Raw genomic sequence first — 15,424 nt, 5'->3', positions numbered from 1 at the left:
TTTGATACCCAGACGCGCCGCTCTGGGGTAGGCCCCTCAGGCGCTTTCGAGTCGGTACGGCCAGTAATCTTTCTCTCGAAGTGCTTTCCCGGCAGTCTTGTGGAACTCGGGGAAGTCCTCGAACTGGGTATCGTCGTCGATGTCCTCGAAGATGTCCTCGACGCTGACGACGCGCTCGTAATCGATGCGAACCGGGTGGTCACCGTACTGTTCGACGTACTCGCCGACAGTAAACGGGAAGTCTTCGCCTTCGTCGACTTTCTTTGCGAGCACGGCGTGTCCGTACTTGCGTCGCCCCTCGCTACCTTTGTCACCATCCGGGTCGTGTGGCCAGTCCATACCGGGCGTTAGTGGAAACAGACAAAAAGGATTTCCTCTCGCCGCCGTATCTGACGGTGAGATTGTACACAAGATATTTTTCTGGCAAACCGTAGGTTGCCAACATGGACAGAATGCTGCCCACCGGTCCCGCCACGGTGTTCGGACGACTATCGCGCCAGCATCTCGCACTCGTCGCGGTTGCGGTGCTGGCACTCTCTGCGGGCTGTGCCGGCTTTGTCAGCGACGACAGTGCAGACGATTCGGCACCGCTTGGCAGCGTGCCCGCCGACGCAGACGGCGTTACACACGTCGAGCCCGCCGTGTTGACGGACTCGGTCACTGAGTCTGTCGTCGAAGAGGCACTCGACAGCGACGCTGTGAGCGAGAGTGACGCCGACTGGGGGACGTGGGAAGATACGCTCACCCAGTTCGAAAACGAGACCGATATCGCGCTGGACGACGTTCACAGCATGACGACGTTCACCGGTTCGGTCGACGGTGAGGAACTGTACACGGGTACAATATTCAAGACCGACCTCGACTGGGAGACCCTGCAGGCCGCCGGCGAGGAGGATGTCGAGTTCGAAGAGACGAGCTACAACGGCGTCACCGTCTACGAGACCGACGAAGAGATGTTCGACGACTCCTCGTGGGTCGCGGACTTCGGCGACGGAACCTTCGCGGTTGGCACGGATGCCGCCGTCAAAGACGTAATCGACACCCGGGAGGGTGATGCACCCGGAATCGATGCCGAGCTCCAAGACCTCTACGAGGGGACCACCGACGGCTACGTCCGCGCGGCGACGACGCTGTCCGACGAGCAGGCCGAGATGGCAAACAGCATCACCTCCGAGGGTGGCGGCTTTGGTGAGCTGTTCGCCCCCGAGGTCGAAGCAGTGACGATGAGCTATCACACAGAAGACGACCAGCTGAACGCGGAGACAGATGTCGTGTTCAATTCCTCTGACGGCGCAGAGACGTACGCAGGCTTCCTAGAGCCGTTCCTCAGTCCGTCGTCGCTCGACGAAGACCCCGACCCCGAAGAGCAGCCCATCGAGTGGCTACTCGACAGCACAACGGTCGATTCCTCAGAAGACCGCGTCACGCTCGCATTCCGCGCCGGGCCGGAGAACCTCGTGACCGCACTCGAAGCGGCTGAGGACGCAGACACGGAGTGGTCCGAGCTGTTCGGTGACGAACTCATAGACCAAGCCATAGCGGCAGACTGAGGTCACCGCTCTGTTTTCGACACCGCAGGAGTTGGCGACACAGCGAAAAACAGCCCCACGCGACGGTATCGAGACGGATAGCGACGACGCGGAGCCTAACAGGGAAGGTATTGGTTAGTTGGGTTACGCTGATAATATGTTGTTATGTCGAATCAACAGCTTGACAGCCGTCGTAGGCGGCGCGTACTGGCCGGAATCGGTGTCGCCACGGTCGGGGCGGGGCTGTCGAGTACCGCCGTCGCCGGGCAAGAAGACACAACCGTAGAGGTCACACTGGACAACGCTGGCATAAGCGCGTGGCAGATAACAAGCGTCGACGGGGCAGACGACGTTGGGCCGACGGGTGAGGACAACCCACAGCTGACGCTCAGTGAGGGCGTTCGGTACACGTTCGTCAACAACGGCGGAAGTAGCCACCCCCTCGCGTTCTATGCTGGCGACAACGAGACGCTGTTGAGCCAGAGCGACGACGGCTCGTTCGAGGGCGATTCGGAGACAGACTGGGTTGACGACGGCGGGAGTGTCTCGTTTACGCTGACCAGCGAACTCGCCGACGAGATGGCGAGCTACGCTTGTACGGTCCACAGTGCGATGACCGGCTCCATCGAGACGACACAGGAGGGGCCGGCGGCGACAGTCACGTTTGCTGACCAGTCGACAACAGGCACGTCGGTCGTCGTCGATTCGGCCGAGCTCACCGACGGTGGCTTCGTCACCATTCACGACAGTAATCTGCTCGACGGCGACGCACTGGGCAGTGTCATCGGTGTCTCTGACTACCTCGATTCTGGGAGCTACGAGAACCTGACGGTGGAACTCGACGACCCACTCACCGAGGGCGACACGCTGGTGGCGATGCCCCACCGCGACACCGACGGCGACGAGTCGTACAGTTTCGTCGAGAGCGAGGGCGGGACCGACGGTCCTTACGTCGTCGAGGGCGACCCTGTCACCGACGACGCCGACGTGCAGGTCGACGGCGCGGCTGCGGTCCAGATGCGCGACCAGACGACGATGGGAGGGTCGGTCACTGTCGACTTCGCCAGACTCGACGACGGCGGCTTCGTCACGATTCACGACAGTACGTTGCTCGACGGTGAGCCGTTGGGCAGCGTCATCGGCGTCTCTGAGTACCTCGACGCGGGGACATACGAGAACGTGACCGTCTCGCTGGACGAGGAGTTGGCGGAGAACGACACGCTGGTGGCGATGCCCCACCGCGACACCGACGGCGACGAGTCGTGCAGCTTCGTCGAGAGCGAGGGCGGGGCCGACGGGCCGTACACGTTCGACGGCGGAGCAGTCACCGACGCGGCCGACGTGACAGTACAGGGAACGGCGACCGTCTCGTTTTCCGACCAAGAGACAGACGGTACCACTGTCGTCGTCGATACTGCGATGCTCGACGACGGCGGGTTCGTCACGATACACGACAGCACCCTCCTCGATGGCGACGCCCTCGGTAGTGTCGTCGGTGTCTCGGAGTATCTCCAGCCGGGGAGCTACGAGGACCTCGAAATAACGCTCAACGAGGAACTGACCGAGGACGACACCCTCGTCGCGATGCCTCACCGCGACACCGACGGCGACGAGTCGTACAGTTTCGTCGAGAGCGAGGGCGGCACAGACGGCCCCTATGTTGCAGACGGGAGCGCGGTCATCGCTCAAGCAGAGGTAACAGTCCTTGGAGATGCAACGGTCTCGTTCTCAGACCAAGAGACCGACGGGATGGCAGTACTAGTCGACTCCGCAGAGCTAGACGACGGCGGGTTCGTCACGATACACGACAGCACCCTCCTCGACGGCGACGCCCTCGGTAGTGTCGTCGGTGTCTCGGAGTATCTCCAGCCGGGGAGCTACGAGGACCTCGAAATCGTGCTTGACGAAGAGATGACCGAAGACGACACGCTGGTGGCGATGCCCCACCGCGATACCAACGGCAACGAAGAGTACGACTTCGTCGAGAGCGAGGGCGGCGCAGACGGCCCCTACCTCAATGGCGAGGGTAGTGCCGTCGTTGACGACGCGACCGTGACCGTCACGAGTGAGATGGACGACGGCATGGACGGCGACATGGACGGCGGTATGGACGACGAGGACGAGACCGACGAGACCGAGAGTGCAGACGGCGACGGACCCGGATTCGGACCGGTCGCCGGTATCGCCGGCCTGAGCGGGGTCGCTACGTACCTGTACCGGACACTCGGTGTCGACGACGAGTCCGGCGAAAACTGACCGCACGGACAGCAGACTGCGGTGTTGTCTACTCGTCTCGGTCGGTGACGTGTCCGTATTCGGCGGCAATTGGGTAGTTCCACCCCCGACCAAGTGCCTTCGTCGTTACTCGTAACGGCGGCGGCGTCTGGCGCCGTTTGAACTCCGAGCGAGTCACGCGACCGACCCCGGCATCGACGACTTCTTCGGGGTACGTTTCCCGAAGTGTTTCTGCTCCGGGTGTCCCTTCGATATACGCTTCGAGGACAGGGTCGAGATGCTCGTAGGATGGGAGTTCGTCGGCGTCGGTCTGGTCTTCTCGGAGTTCGGCGGTCGGCTCCTTTTCTAGAACCGTCTCGGGAATGACCGGTGACGCCGTCGCCGACGACGGTGACTGGTCGTTGAACGCCGCCGCAAGCTCGTAAACCACCCGCTTGTAACAGTCACCCAGCGGCGCGAGCGCGCCGACAGCATCGCCGTACAGCGTACAGTATCCGACGGCGGCTTCGCTTTTGTTGTCGGGGGTGAGCACGAGCGCGTTGCGCTCGTTGGCGAGGCCCATCAACACGTCACCACGGATGCGTGCCTGAATATTCTCGGCCGCAATCCCACTCAAGGGTTCCGCGTGTTCGTCTAGCTGCCGGGAAACAGCATCGACAGCCGGTCCAACGGGCACGACATCGAACTCGATGCCGAGATTTTCGGCGACTGCGCGCGCGTCGGTGACGCTTTGCTGGCTCGTGATGTGACTTGGCAGTGACACGCCGTAGACAGCGTCGGCCCCGAGTGCATCAACGGTGAGCGCGGCAGTGACCGAAGAGTCGATGCCACCAGAGAGTCCGATAACTGCCTCCTCGAATCCCGTCTTGTCGAAGTAGTCGGACACCCCCAGACGAAGCGCCTGCCGTACCTGCGATGCCGGCGGAGTATCGGGTCGGTGTGTCGGCCTGCCGGACCCGTCGAGGGGGACATCCACGAGACGTGTATCGGCTCCGAAACGCTCCAGTTGCTCGACGATACCCTCGGCTGTCGCGACAATCGAATTGCCGTCGAAGATGAGTTCGTCGTTGCCGCCGACCTGATTCACGAAGACGACCGGACACCCTGTTCGCTCGGCGTGTTCGATAAAGCGTTCTGCTCTGGCGGTTGGCTTGTCGATGCTGAACGGACTCGCCGACGGCGTCACGATGAGGTCGGCACCCATCTGTGCCGTCTCTGCGAGTGGGTCGACTTCGTGTCGGCGTTGCCCTGTGATTGTGGTGTCGTGCCATGCGTCTTCACAGATTGTGATTCCCACGTCGACACCATCGACGGTCAGCGTCGTCGGCCGGTCACCCGCCTCGAAATACCGGTGTTCGTCGAACACGTCGTAGGTCGGGAGCAGACGCTTGTGATATGTGCCTGCCCGACTGCCGTCACGGAGAACAACGGCAGCGTTGTACAGAGGGGGGCCAGTCTGTTTGCTGGTCTGGAGTGTCGTGCCGACAACGAGGGGCGGGCCCGCTGTGGTTCGTGCAGCGAGGGCGTCGAGTGCCTCCGCCTGTGCATCGATGATACCCGGCCGGTGGAGTAGGTCCCGGGGGGGATAGCCGAGCAAGGAGAGTTCCGGTGTGACGACGAAATCCGGGTCACCAGCACACACGCTGGTGTATTCGTCGGCGAGACGCTCGGCGTTTCCAGCCACGTCGCCGACGACGGGATTGTGCTGTACGATTGCAACGCGGACGTTCCGGGCCATTCCAGTTACGCCATATAGTGGCCAAACGATGATAAGCTCTGGCCGGCCCCCGTGACCCTACCGCCCGTAGGAACGTCGTTTGCCAATCAAGCGAACCGGCGTTTCAGGCGGTACAGGAGAACCAGCAGGTCACTCCAGCTGGTGGTAATCGAGTTCGTGGCCCTCGTCCAGTGCGTCCTGGACCGCGGGGCTTGGGCTACCGACCTGCTCTGTGTGGCTGGTCATGCCCCCGACGTCCGCTCGCTCGACGTAGATGTTGCGCTGCCAGTCGGTGTCTTTCTCGGTGTAATCGCGCCGGTAGTGTGCGCCGCGTGACTCGGTGCGCTGGAGTGCCCCGCGCAGGACTGATTCGGCCACCGGGAGCATGAAGCCGACATCGATTGCGAACTCGAAAGAGTCGCTCGTCATCGGCCCAACGGCCATGTTCGCGGCGCGTTCCCGCACCTCGTCCAGCCGGTCGAGTCCGGCCTGCAGCGACTCCTCGTCCCGGAGGATACCGGCGTGTTCCCACATCAGGTCCTGTATCTCGGTGAACACGTCCATCACCTCGTAGTCGCCGTCGCGGCCGGCCATCTCGGCGAGGTCGGCGAAGTGGGGCTCTGCGACGGAGGCGACGACGCTCTCGGGGACCGTGCCGGGCCCGTCGACACGAGGCGCGATTCGCTCGCCAGCGACGACGCCGAAGGCGACCGTCTCGGCGAGCGAGTTACCCCCGAGGCGGTTCGCGCCGTGGACGCCGGCCATCGTCTCACCGATGGCGAACAGGCCGTCGACGCTCGTTTCGCCGTATTCGTCGACGACGACACCACCCATGCCGTAGTGCGAGGTCGGAGCGACTTCGACCGGTTCGGTCGACATATCGACCCCGAGGTCATCGAACCGCTCGTACATCCGTGGGAGACGCTCGCGGATGAACGACCGGTCCTTGTGCGAGAGGTCGAGATAGACGCCACCGTTGTCGGTGCCACGGCCCTCGGCAACCTCCTGTGCAATCGCCCGGGCGACGACATCTCTGGCGTCGAGTTCCATCTGGTCGGGCGAGTACCGCTTCATGAACCGTTCGCCGTCGGCGTTGTAGAGCCGCCCGCCCTCTCCACGGACGGCCTCCGTGACGAGGCGCCCACTCCAGGGCTCCCACTCGGGGTCGCTCTCGTCGACGGCCATGCCGGTCGGGTGGAACTGGACGAACTCCATGTCCATCAGCTCGGCTCCCGCGTCGTAGGCAAGCGCCGCGCCGTCGCCGTTGTTCTCGTCGTCGCGAGAGGTGTGACGGTTGTAGATAGCCGCGTATCCGCCCGCCGCGAGCACGACCGTCTCTGTATTGAATAAGACAGGGTCGCCGCTGTCCATGTCGAAGCCGACAGCACCGTATGCCTGGTCTTCATCCGAGAGCAACTTCGTAATCATCACGTTCTCCCGGTACGGGATTTCGAGTTCCTGCGCCCGGCTGACGAGCGTCTTCAGCATCGACTCGCCGGTGTGGTCACCGGCAAAGGCGGTCCGACGGAACGACTGTGCGCCGAAGAAACGCTGGTCGATCTCGCCGTCGTCGGTGCGCGAGAAGTCCATGCCCCAGTCGTCGAGTTCACGGAGACGAGCGGGCATCTGTTTGGTGACCGCCTCGACTTTCTGTGGGTCGTTGATGAAATGCCCCTCGTTGAGCGTGTCGGCAGCGTGAATCGCCCACGAGTCCTCCGGGTCGTGGGTCCCGAGTGCGCCGTTGATACCACCGCGGGCCCACGTCGTGTGGGCGTCGCCGTGGCTCCGCTTCCCTAATACGAGCACGTCGTCGACCCCGCGTTCGGCGAGTTCGATGGCTGTGCGAGCACCCGCCGCGCCGGCACCGACAACCAACACCGACACGTCGACTCGGTCGTAGGCGGGTACGTCTCTCTCTGCAGCCGCGCTCGTCTCTGAGCTGTGCATACTCGGGGCTTAGGAGTCAGCACGTAAAGGGGTTGCGCGCGCATGCACGCGTGCGAGCTGGCAAGCTCAGTAGTGACCGAGTACACCGTCGCGCTTGGCCTTGCGGACACAGGCGCTGAAGACGACAAAGCCAACCAGAAGGTAAACAGCAGCCTTTGTGCCGAGAAAGACGAGGTCAGCGGCTGGTATCTCCCACAGCGGCGTTCCCGTCTCCATCGCGCCACGGAGGAGGTCGTTGCCAAACGCAAGCGGGAGGAGGTGAAACTGCGGGTCAGGTGGCGCGGCGAGCGCGCCGAGAAACAGAAACTGGACGAGCAGGAAGACGTTACTGATGCGTTTATAAATGATGGCCACCCCCCCAAACGCGAGTCCGAGTCCGAGGGCAGAACACATCGTCAACACGACGAGGACGCTGACGGTGCCGACGTTGAACGCGAGGAACGTTCCTGACGTGACCATCATCAAAACGAGCAGCAGGATGCTCGTGATGGCACCGATAGCGAGGTCGGCAACCGCCTTCAGTGCCATCACACGGTTAAGACCGAACGGGCTCATGTACAACTGTTCGAGGGTTCCCCACTGTGCCTCGTCCGATACGGCAGTTGCGGGCGTCTGGAAGGCACTGAACGACAGCGACCAGAGGAAGAAGCCGACGATAATCCCCGCCAAAGAGTCGTCGATTGCAGTGTCGCCGACGGCTGCCTGCCCGCCGAAAAACAGCATCAAGAACATGATATAAGTGGTCAAGATACCAGAGAGTGAGTTTATCCAGTATCGCTTGAACAGTGCAATCTCTCTGCCGAGAACCGCGCGTGTGAGTGCCCACGTCGCTGTTGCTTTCATGATTTTACCCCTGCTGTGTAGTCGGCGTCTCCGTCAAAGATGTCGCGTTCGCACTGTCTTCCGGCCGTCTGTCCCGTTTCGTCCGTGATTTCGAGAAATATCTCTCCGAGGTCTGGCTGTACTGTCTCGATAGAGTCGACTACTGCGTCACACGCGCGAAGCTGCTCCATCAAATTGTACAGTGCCTTGTTGTCGGGGACGGTAACGTCGAGTCTCTCACCGTGCCACTCCGTTCGAAACGAGTCGAGCCCGGAGCGCACATCGCCGGTCTCGGCAAATTCGAGACGGTAGGCGCTTGTCTGAAACGCATCGAGAAGGGCATCCATTTTGTTTCTCGTAACCACCCGCCCGTCGTTGACGATAACGACGCGGTCACAGACGTCTCGAATGGTATCCATGTCGTGGCTACAGACCACGAGCCCACGGTGTTCCTCGTCTGCAAGGCGCGTAATCTCGTCTTTGAGGTCTTCTTTCGCCTCGACATCCAGTCCCAGTGTGGGTTCATCTAAGAACAACAGCGGTGTGTCACGTATCAGTACACAGGCGAGACTCAGCTTCTGTTTCATCCCCCGCGAGAGGTTCCGTGCAACTTCGTCGGCTTTCTCAGTCAGGCCGACCCGCCGGAGAACCCTGTCGCACTGTCCGTCGACCTTTGTCGGCCGTCGCCCCTGTAGTCCCGCGAAAAACCGGAGATTCTCGCGGACGGTCAGCCGCCAGTAGACGTTTCGTGCCCCTTCGAGCATCGCAGCGACAGACCGGTAGGCCGCTCGCGGCGAATCAAACGGGTCGGCGCCGTTAACGATAATTTCGCCATCTGTCGGCGAGACGATGCCGAGACAACATTTGATGAGAGTTGTCTTCCCCGCGCCGTTCGGGCCGAGCAGGCCGACGACTTCGCCACTGCTGACATCGAGAGAGATACCGTCGACCGCGGTGATTTCACCAGCACTCCCTCGGTACACCTTCCGAACCTGCGCTGCCCTCAAAAGCGAATCATCTGTACCAGTTGCCTGTTTTCGCTCTGTCTGTGCCATTACTTCCGTAGTTGTCTTGTAGGATGTTAAATAATTCTTGGACGGCAGTCCAGTTCGAAATCTTATATTTATATCGAGATAGGTGTCAGAAGGTATTCTTGTCGGACACCCATAACGTGGGTATGGCGCAGGGAACAGAGTCGGGCGAACGACTCACGCCGACAGGGGCCTTCGGCTTGCTGGGTAACGAGACCCGGCTTGCAATCCTGCGGGAGTTGGCACAGCAGCGTCGCGTCAACTGGCAATTCGAGGGGATGCGGTTTGCAGAGCTTCGGAGGGCCGTCGGCGTGCGCGACGCGGGGACGTTCAGCTACCATCTCGATGCGCTGAGCGACGAGTTCATCGAAAAACACGGCGAGGAGTACGTGCTAAAATCGAGTGGCCTGGAGATTGCAGACGCGATACTGACCGGTCGCTACGGCGCGACAGACGGCGACCGGACGGCGGCTGTCGATTACGTCTGTCCAGAGTGTTCGAGCCAGCTACGGGCGTATTACGGACACGGTCGGTTCGCCCTGTTCTGTGACGAACACGACCATATCATCGGCACCACTCTCCCGCCAGCAGCCGTCGACGGGCGTTCGATGGAGAGGGTCGTAGAGATTGCTGTCCGTGATATGCAACACGATATGGAGCAAGCGAGAAACGGCGTCTGTTTCCACTGCTGGGGGGAGATGGACATCCGTCTCCAGCGAGGAGCCCCGATTGAACACCCCATGACAGGCGAGACCTACGACATCGAGACGGCGTCGCTGGACGAGGAGGTGGTTGCGGTCCTGGGGTGTGCGCGATGCGAGCTGGTCGCCTGGCTCGCACCAGATATTTGCGTGACCAGACACCCGGCAAACGTTGTGACACGGTACGAGGAGGGAATCGACGCTACAACGCTGATACAGCTCAGCCCCCAAGTAGAGTTAGAACGAACACTCACGGTCACAAGCCAAGACCCACTCAGAGTATCGCTCACCTACGACGGCGGCACTGGGCAGGTGACGTTCGTCCTCGACGAAGACGGCAGTGTCGACTCTGTTGAGCGCAAGTGAGGAGAGTCGGCACGCTTACAGCGAGAACTCACCGCTCGTGATGCTCTCGGCGAGCGCTACCAGATATTCGATGTTCGGCTCCCACTCCTCGGCCGACCTGGAATCGAGTTGCGTCCGGTAGATGTCCGCCCAGATGGCTGCGAGGTCAAAGGCCGCGAGCGCCCGGTAGAATCGGTCGTGGTCGAACTCAGTGCCAGTCCGTTTCTCGTAGCGGTCGACCAGTTCTCGACGGCTCGGACTCCCCGGGCTGGTGGAATACGGCGCGACTGCGGGTGCGCTGTCGCCAGTCAGGTCGTCGCGTTCGGTGTCCGGGTGTCGCGCGACGATCTCCTCGACGGGCGGCGTGGGGTCGCCGTCGTCGCGCCACCGGAGCAACAGATAGCCGAGTTCGGTGAGCGGGTCGCCGAGCCACGTCGTCTCCCAGTCGACGACAGCCGAGACTGCCGGCCGGTCGTCGCCGACGAACAGGATATTGCCGGGCCGAAAATCGCCGTGACAGACGGCGGTCCGTGACTCGGTCGGGACGTTCTCACGGAGCCAGTCAGCCACCGCCCAACACCCCGGCGGTTCGTGACCGGTCGCGGCAGTCGCAGTCTCCAGCCGGTCGATGACTTCCTCGACCTGGTCTCCGGGAGTCCGCGGCTCACAGATGTCGGTGAACGGCCCGACATCGACCGTATGGAGGTCTGCAAGCGTCTCGACGACGGTTTCTCCGAACTGCTGGCGGGCCGCCGGTGCTCGGAACCGCTCGGGCAGTGACGTACCGAGCGGGACCGCTGTCCCGTCTGCGTATGTCATCACCAAGAAAGGGTCGTCGAGTATCGTGTCCGACTCGCCGAGAAACACCGGCTCTGGTGCAGGTACCGACGTGTGCTGGAGGCGGTCGAGGACACTGTACTCCCGTCGAACGTCGAGAAAGCCGTCCGAGTCACGGAACTTGTTGGGCCGCCGGAGGACGTAGGCGTCGTCTTCGGCCGCCGTCCCGAGGGCGAGCGAGAGATTGAGCCCGTCGTGAAGCACTGCCACGTCGACAACATCCGCCCCGAGCGCCGCCGACAACTGCGACCGGAGCGCCGTGCCGTCGATATCTACGTCGTCCATGTTGTTGGTGAGGTGACAGTCGGTCAAAAGACTATTTTTTCGTTTCCAAAGACATAATGGAGCGGTCGACAACGAGGCGACATGAATATCGCTGGACGACACGCGGTCGTGACCGGTGCGTCGTCGGGAATCGGAGAAGCGACGGCCAGAGCGCTCGCAGACGAGGGGTGTTCTGTCGCGCTGGTCGCACGGCGCGAGAGCCGACTGGAGGCACTCGCCGAGGAGATAGACGGCGAGACTGTGGTCGTGCCGACAGACGTGACAGACGAGGAGGCAGTGACCGCGATGGCCGAGGAGGTCGAGTCGGCGTTTGGTGGCGTCGACCTGCTGGTCAACAACGCCGGTGTCGCCCGTGGGGGGCCAGTCGCAGAGACCGAGCTCGACGAACTGCGACCGAGTATCCGCGTCAACCTCGAAGGAGTGATGAACGTGACACACGCCCTGCTTCCGAGCCTTCTCGATGCCGAGTTGGGCGACGTGATTACCGTCTCCTCGCTGAGTGCCCGATACCCACAGGAAGGGGGCAGTTCGTACACCGCCTCGAAGTTCGGTGTCAACGGCTTCATGCGGTCGCTGCGCAAAGAGATGTCCGACGAGGAGGTCCGAGTCACCATCGTGATGCCGGGACCGGTCGTCACCGAGCTAAACGACTGGGAACACTGGGAGGGCCGTGCGATGGACCCCGAAGACGTAGCTGAGACGATTGCCTTCACCGCCTCGCGCCCGCGACGAGTCGAACTCGCCGAGGTTAGTATCGATTCGACAGATAAGCTGTAGTCGTCGATTTGGTCTGAGGCTGGCGATATCAGTCGTCGGTCGGGACGCCCTCTGTGCCGATGTCGTCGGTATCGACGTTCGCTTCGGTGAGGTCGCCGTCGCGCCAGGTGCCACGCCGGTACCAGCCGTAGGCGATGACCGCTCCGAGGACGTTCGAAATCGCAAACGAGACCCAAATGCCAGACTCGCCGACCATGTCGGCACCGACCCACGCAATCGGGAACCGGATGATACCCAACATCAGCACAGAGATTGCCGCTGCGGTGAGCGTCTTGCCAGCGCCCCGGAAGCTCCCGGTATAGGCCCGCATGATGCCGATAAACCCGAAGGTTAGCGCGACGTACCGGAGGAATTCGGTGGTGATATCGACGACCTCCGGGTCCGTGGTGAACACGTCGGCAATCGGTGCAGCAGCGAACCAGACGACGACTCCCGCGGCCGTGAGGACGCCAAACAGTACTTTGGCCGCGAGTCCCGCCGCGGCGGCTGCCCGGTCTGGTTTGTCTGCGCCGATGTTCTGTCCGGTCATCGTCTCCACCCCGCGGGCAACGGCGATAGCAGGCAAGAACACAACTGAGAACACACGCGTTCCGATACCGTAGGCGGCCACGACCTCGTCTGCGAACAGCGCGACAATGAACAGGAGGAGGTTCATCGACAGCGCCCGGCCCGTCCCCTCGATAGAGGCGGGGAGACCGATGCGGACGAGACGGCGTAGATACCCCAGGTCGGGCACCATATCGCGGAGGTGAATCTGGACGCCGCGAGTCCCCCGGAACATGATTCCGAGGCCGACCACGAGCGCGAGTGCCCGCGAGAACACGGTCGCGACGGCAGCGCCCTGAATCCCGAGCTCCGGGAACGGTCCCCAGCCGAAGATGACGAACGGGTCGAGGATGATGTTCAGGACCACAGAGCCGAACATTACCAGCATCGGCGTCACCGTGTCGCCGTACCCTCGCATCAAGGCAACGAACACGAAAAAGCCGAACATAAAGACCAGGCCAAGCGAGATGACCTCCATGTAGCTCGAGGCGAGCGGGAGAACGTCTTCGGAGGCACCCATCACATCGAGGAACGTCTCGACGAAGAAGTAGCCGGTCGTGCCCAAGACGAACGAGATGAGGGCGGCAAAAGTAACCGTCTGTGAGGCGGCGTACTCTGCCTCGCGCTCCGCGTTTGCACCGGTATACTGTGCAACGAGGACGCTCCCAGCGACCGAGACACCCATCCCGAGCGAGATAAGCAGAAACACCATCGGGAAGGCGAAGCTGATAGCCGCCAGCGCGTCGGTGTTGTACTGGCCGAGCCAGAACGTATCTGCGAGGTTGTAGGCAGTCTGAAAGAGGTTCGTCACGACAATCGGCATCGAGAGAAAAAACAGCGGCTTGCCGATATCCCCCGAAGTCAGGTCGAACTCCTCGGGGCCTTTGAACAACGCCTGGATTCGGCTACGGAGGCCGCTCATCCTGTCACTCCCAGTGTATCTCTGCGTCGGTTGCGCTCTCTCGACGAGGCGCGACGGCCGGACCTACCGCGGGGCCGACTCGATGAGAGTTGAATCGCGCCCGCGCCACGACGGGAGCTGTTGCCGACAGCCGTCGCCGTAGACATCGTATCGAGTTTGTCGCGTGCCATTCGTTTCGTATCTGACTTACTGACTGGTCAGTCAAAAGGATTTGGAAACGGTCGGCCGGGTCACTGTACCCGACTCCCTGACGTGTACGTTAACCGGTTGAGACGCCCTTTTATAACACACTCGCCGACCCACAGGGACCGAGAGACAGATGTGTGAGAGGCAGGCCGAACCGTTAGTCCGCACTCTGGCGCGGATTTGTCTTTTCGATGACGTTAAGTTTTAGTCACGGGCTCTCGTCACGCCATACCATATTATGGGAGACAGTGATAGAATCGGTCGATGCGATGGTGAAACGTCGTCAACACTGGCCGCCGACAGGCTCTCACGGAGGGCCGTCCTTTCGGGAGTCGGTGCGGCCGGGGTCACGGGGTTGGCCGGCTGTATAGGGGGCGACGATGGGGGGACAACAGGCGGCGGGTCTGCAGTCGACAGCGTGTCCATCGGTATGGTCACATCCACCTCCGGTCCGTTCGCCGTGTTCGGCAACGCGGCGATAACGGGGGCAGAGCTGGCAATAGAGGACTTGGAATCCGAGTTCGACGTCGATATCGAGCTGTCGACAGACGACTCACAGCTCGAACCGGGGACGGCACTCGAGCGTGCACGCGCACTCGTCACCGAGGGCAACGTGGACTTTCTGACGGGTGCTGTCTCGTCGTCGGTCGCGCTCCGCCTGTCGGGTTGGGCCACCGACAACGAGGTGACGTACTTCCCGACGGGCTCGCACTCCGATGCACTGACCGGCGGAGAGTGTGGCAAGTACGTCTTCCGGCCGAGCGCCTCGAACTCGATGCTGGCAAACAGCATCAGCGACGGGATGGTCGAGGCCGCCGACGAGTGGTTCCTGATGTACTCGGATTACACGTGGGGGCAGACGGCCTCGACAGCAGTCAAGAACGCGCTGGAAGACGCCGGCAAGACCGTCGTCGGTCGCGAGGCGGTCCCGTTCCCGAGTGACGACTACGCACAATACGTCAACCGGGCCGAGGCATCGGGAGCGCCCGCGATAGGGGTCTTGATCGCCGGACTGGACCTGCGGAAGGCCAGTAACCAGATTATCGCCAGCGGTCTCGAAGACCGAACGCTGGCGATGCACCAGCTCGAAGACTTCGTCTTCTGGGGGATGGACAAAGACGCCGCCTCGATTCTGGACGTTGCCGGGCAGGTCTGGGGGCCCGCAACCGACGGCGGCGAGGAGTTCAAAGAGCGCGTCGCCGAGCAGGGCGAGATGGACCCGTACGTGCGACACCTGCTTGGCTACATCTCGGTCGACCAGGGAGTTCGCGCGGCACTCAGAGCCGAATCGACCGCGGCCCCGGACATGCGAGAAGCACTCGAAGGCCACGAGGTCAGCTCGCCAATCGTCGACATGAAAGGCGGCGGAGAGATGTACTGGCGAGCCGGTGACCACCAGCTCGTGCAGCCGACCTACACCGTCACGTCACGGCCCACAGACGAGATGAGAGACGACCCATACAAGAGTTGGTTCTCGGTCGAAAACGAGTTTGCCGGTGACGACGTTGCACGGCCGGTCGAAGACACCGGCTGTTCACTGTAGG

General features: G+C 62.1%; 12 protein-coding genes. 5 read left to right on the top strand and 7 right to left on the bottom strand.

Annotated features, from left to right (window positions below):
* Positions 1-36 precede the first annotated feature (36 nt).
* The gene (locus BLR34_RS03095) at positions 37-339 is read right to left on the bottom strand and encodes a DUF5785 family protein (protein WP_092699319.1); all 303 of its coding nucleotides are present in this window, start codon (positions 337-339) and stop codon (positions 37-39) included.
* A gap of 104 nt (positions 340-443) precedes the next feature.
* On the opposite strand from BLR34_RS03095, the gene BLR34_RS03090 reads away from it, so the two are divergent.
* Positions 444-1,550, top strand: a complete 1,107-nt coding sequence (locus tag BLR34_RS03090; protein ID WP_092699317.1) for a hypothetical protein — start codon at positions 444-446, stop codon at positions 1,548-1,550.
* Positions 1,551-1,694: 144 nt separating this feature from the next.
* Positions 1,695-3,785, top strand: a complete 2,091-nt coding sequence (locus BLR34_RS03085; protein ID WP_176765227.1) for a cupredoxin domain-containing protein — start codon at positions 1,695-1,697, stop codon at positions 3,783-3,785.
* 28 nt (positions 3,786-3,813) lie between these two features.
* Here the strand turns inward: BLR34_RS03085 and BLR34_RS03080 are convergent, their stop codons facing one another.
* From BLR34_RS03080 to BLR34_RS03065, 4 genes are all read right to left on the bottom strand, one after another.
* On the bottom strand, positions 3,814-5,502 hold the full coding sequence (locus BLR34_RS03080) for an NAD+ synthase (protein WP_092699315.1): 1,689 nt from the start codon (positions 5,500-5,502) through the stop codon (positions 3,814-3,816).
* A 129-nt stretch (positions 5,503-5,631) separates the two neighbouring features.
* A complete protein-coding gene (locus BLR34_RS03075; RefSeq protein ID WP_092699313.1) occupies positions 5,632-7,428 on the bottom strand; it encodes an L-aspartate oxidase in 1,797 nt (598 codons plus the stop codon).
* Between the two features lie 66 nt (positions 7,429-7,494).
* A complete protein-coding gene (locus tag BLR34_RS03070; protein WP_092699311.1) occupies positions 7,495-8,271 on the bottom strand; it encodes an ABC transporter permease in 777 nt (258 codons plus the stop codon).
* Positions 8,268-9,305 carry an ABC transporter ATP-binding protein gene (locus BLR34_RS03065; protein WP_092699309.1) on the bottom strand — a complete coding sequence of 346 codons (1,038 nt, stop codon included), beginning with the start codon at positions 9,303-9,305 and terminating at the stop codon, positions 8,268-8,270. The genes BLR34_RS03070 and BLR34_RS03065 overlap by 4 nt, the downstream gene beginning before the upstream one ends.
* Positions 9,306-9,427: 122 nt before the next feature.
* Here BLR34_RS03065 and BLR34_RS03060 point away from each other — a divergent pair, with 122 nt between their 5' ends.
* Positions 9,428-10,348 (top strand): winged helix-turn-helix domain-containing protein, encoded by a 921-nt coding sequence (locus BLR34_RS03060; protein ID WP_092699307.1) that lies wholly within the window; start codon positions 9,428-9,430, stop codon positions 10,346-10,348.
* A 15-nt stretch (positions 10,349-10,363) separates the two neighbouring features.
* Here BLR34_RS03060 and BLR34_RS03055 read toward each other — a convergent pair whose 3' ends face one another.
* Entirely contained in the window at positions 10,364-11,449 is a 1,086-nt protein-coding gene (locus tag BLR34_RS03055) for a phosphotransferase family protein (protein ID WP_092699305.1), read from the bottom strand.
* A gap of 81 nt (positions 11,450-11,530) precedes the next feature.
* On the opposite strand from BLR34_RS03055, the gene BLR34_RS03050 reads away from it, so the two are divergent.
* Complete coding sequence (locus BLR34_RS03050; protein WP_092699303.1) at positions 11,531-12,226, top strand: SDR family oxidoreductase; 696 nt, start codon at positions 11,531-11,533, stop codon at positions 12,224-12,226.
* 28 nt (positions 12,227-12,254) lie between these two features.
* Here BLR34_RS03050 and BLR34_RS03045 read toward each other — a convergent pair whose 3' ends face one another.
* Positions 12,255-13,694, bottom strand: a complete 1,440-nt coding sequence (locus BLR34_RS03045; RefSeq protein ID WP_092699301.1) for an MATE family efflux transporter — start codon at positions 13,692-13,694, stop codon at positions 12,255-12,257.
* Positions 13,695-14,310: 616 nt separating this feature from the next.
* Between BLR34_RS03045 and BLR34_RS03040 the strand changes: the two genes are divergently transcribed.
* Positions 14,311-15,423 carry an ABC transporter substrate-binding protein gene (locus BLR34_RS03040; RefSeq protein ID WP_176765226.1) on the top strand — a complete coding sequence of 371 codons (1,113 nt, stop codon included), beginning with the start codon at positions 14,311-14,313 and terminating at the stop codon, positions 15,421-15,423.
* The last annotated feature ends 1 nt before the right edge of the window (position 15,424 follow it).

The sequence above is a fragment of the Halovenus aranensis genome, assembly GCF_900100385.1.
Taxonomy (GTDB): Archaea; Halobacteriota; Halobacteria; order Halobacteriales; family Haloarculaceae; genus Halovenus; species Halovenus aranensis.
The sequence above is the reverse complement of the archived record's forward strand: the minus strand, read 5'-3'. Positions and strand labels throughout refer to the sequence as shown.

Excerpts from the sequence above, each read along its gene's own strand:
- BLR34_RS03095 (WP_092699319.1), bottom strand. The coding sequence starts at position 339 with ATGGACTGGCCACACGACCCGGATGGTGACAAAGGTAGCGAGGGGCGA.
- BLR34_RS03090 (WP_092699317.1), top strand. The coding sequence starts at position 444 with ATGGACAGAATGCTGCCCACCGGTCCCGCCACGGTGTTCGGACGACTA.
- BLR34_RS03085 (WP_176765227.1), top strand. The coding sequence starts at position 1,695 with ATGTCGAATCAACAGCTTGACAGCCGTCGTAGGCGGCGCGTACTGGCC.
- BLR34_RS03080 (WP_092699315.1), bottom strand. The coding sequence starts at position 5,502 with ATGGCCCGGAACGTCCGCGTTGCAATCGTACAGCACAATCCCGTCGTC.
- BLR34_RS03075 (WP_092699313.1), bottom strand. The coding sequence starts at position 7,428 with ATGCACAGCTCAGAGACGAGCGCGGCTGCAGAGAGAGACGTACCCGCC.
- BLR34_RS03070 (WP_092699311.1), bottom strand. The coding sequence starts at position 8,271 with ATGAAAGCAACAGCGACGTGGGCACTCACACGCGCGGTTCTCGGCAGA.
- BLR34_RS03065 (WP_092699309.1), bottom strand. The coding sequence starts at position 9,305 with ATGGCACAGACAGAGCGAAAACAGGCAACTGGTACAGATGATTCGCTT.
- BLR34_RS03060 (WP_092699307.1), top strand. The coding sequence starts at position 9,428 with ATGGCGCAGGGAACAGAGTCGGGCGAACGACTCACGCCGACAGGGGCC.
- BLR34_RS03055 (WP_092699305.1), bottom strand. The coding sequence starts at position 11,449 with ATGGACGACGTAGATATCGACGGCACGGCGCTCCGGTCGCAGTTGTCG.
- BLR34_RS03050 (WP_092699303.1), top strand. The coding sequence starts at position 11,531 with ATGAATATCGCTGGACGACACGCGGTCGTGACCGGTGCGTCGTCGGGA.
- BLR34_RS03045 (WP_092699301.1), bottom strand. The coding sequence starts at position 13,694 with ATGAGCGGCCTCCGTAGCCGAATCCAGGCGTTGTTCAAAGGCCCCGAG.
- BLR34_RS03040 (WP_176765226.1), top strand. The coding sequence starts at position 14,311 with ATGGTCACATCCACCTCCGGTCCGTTCGCCGTGTTCGGCAACGCGGCG.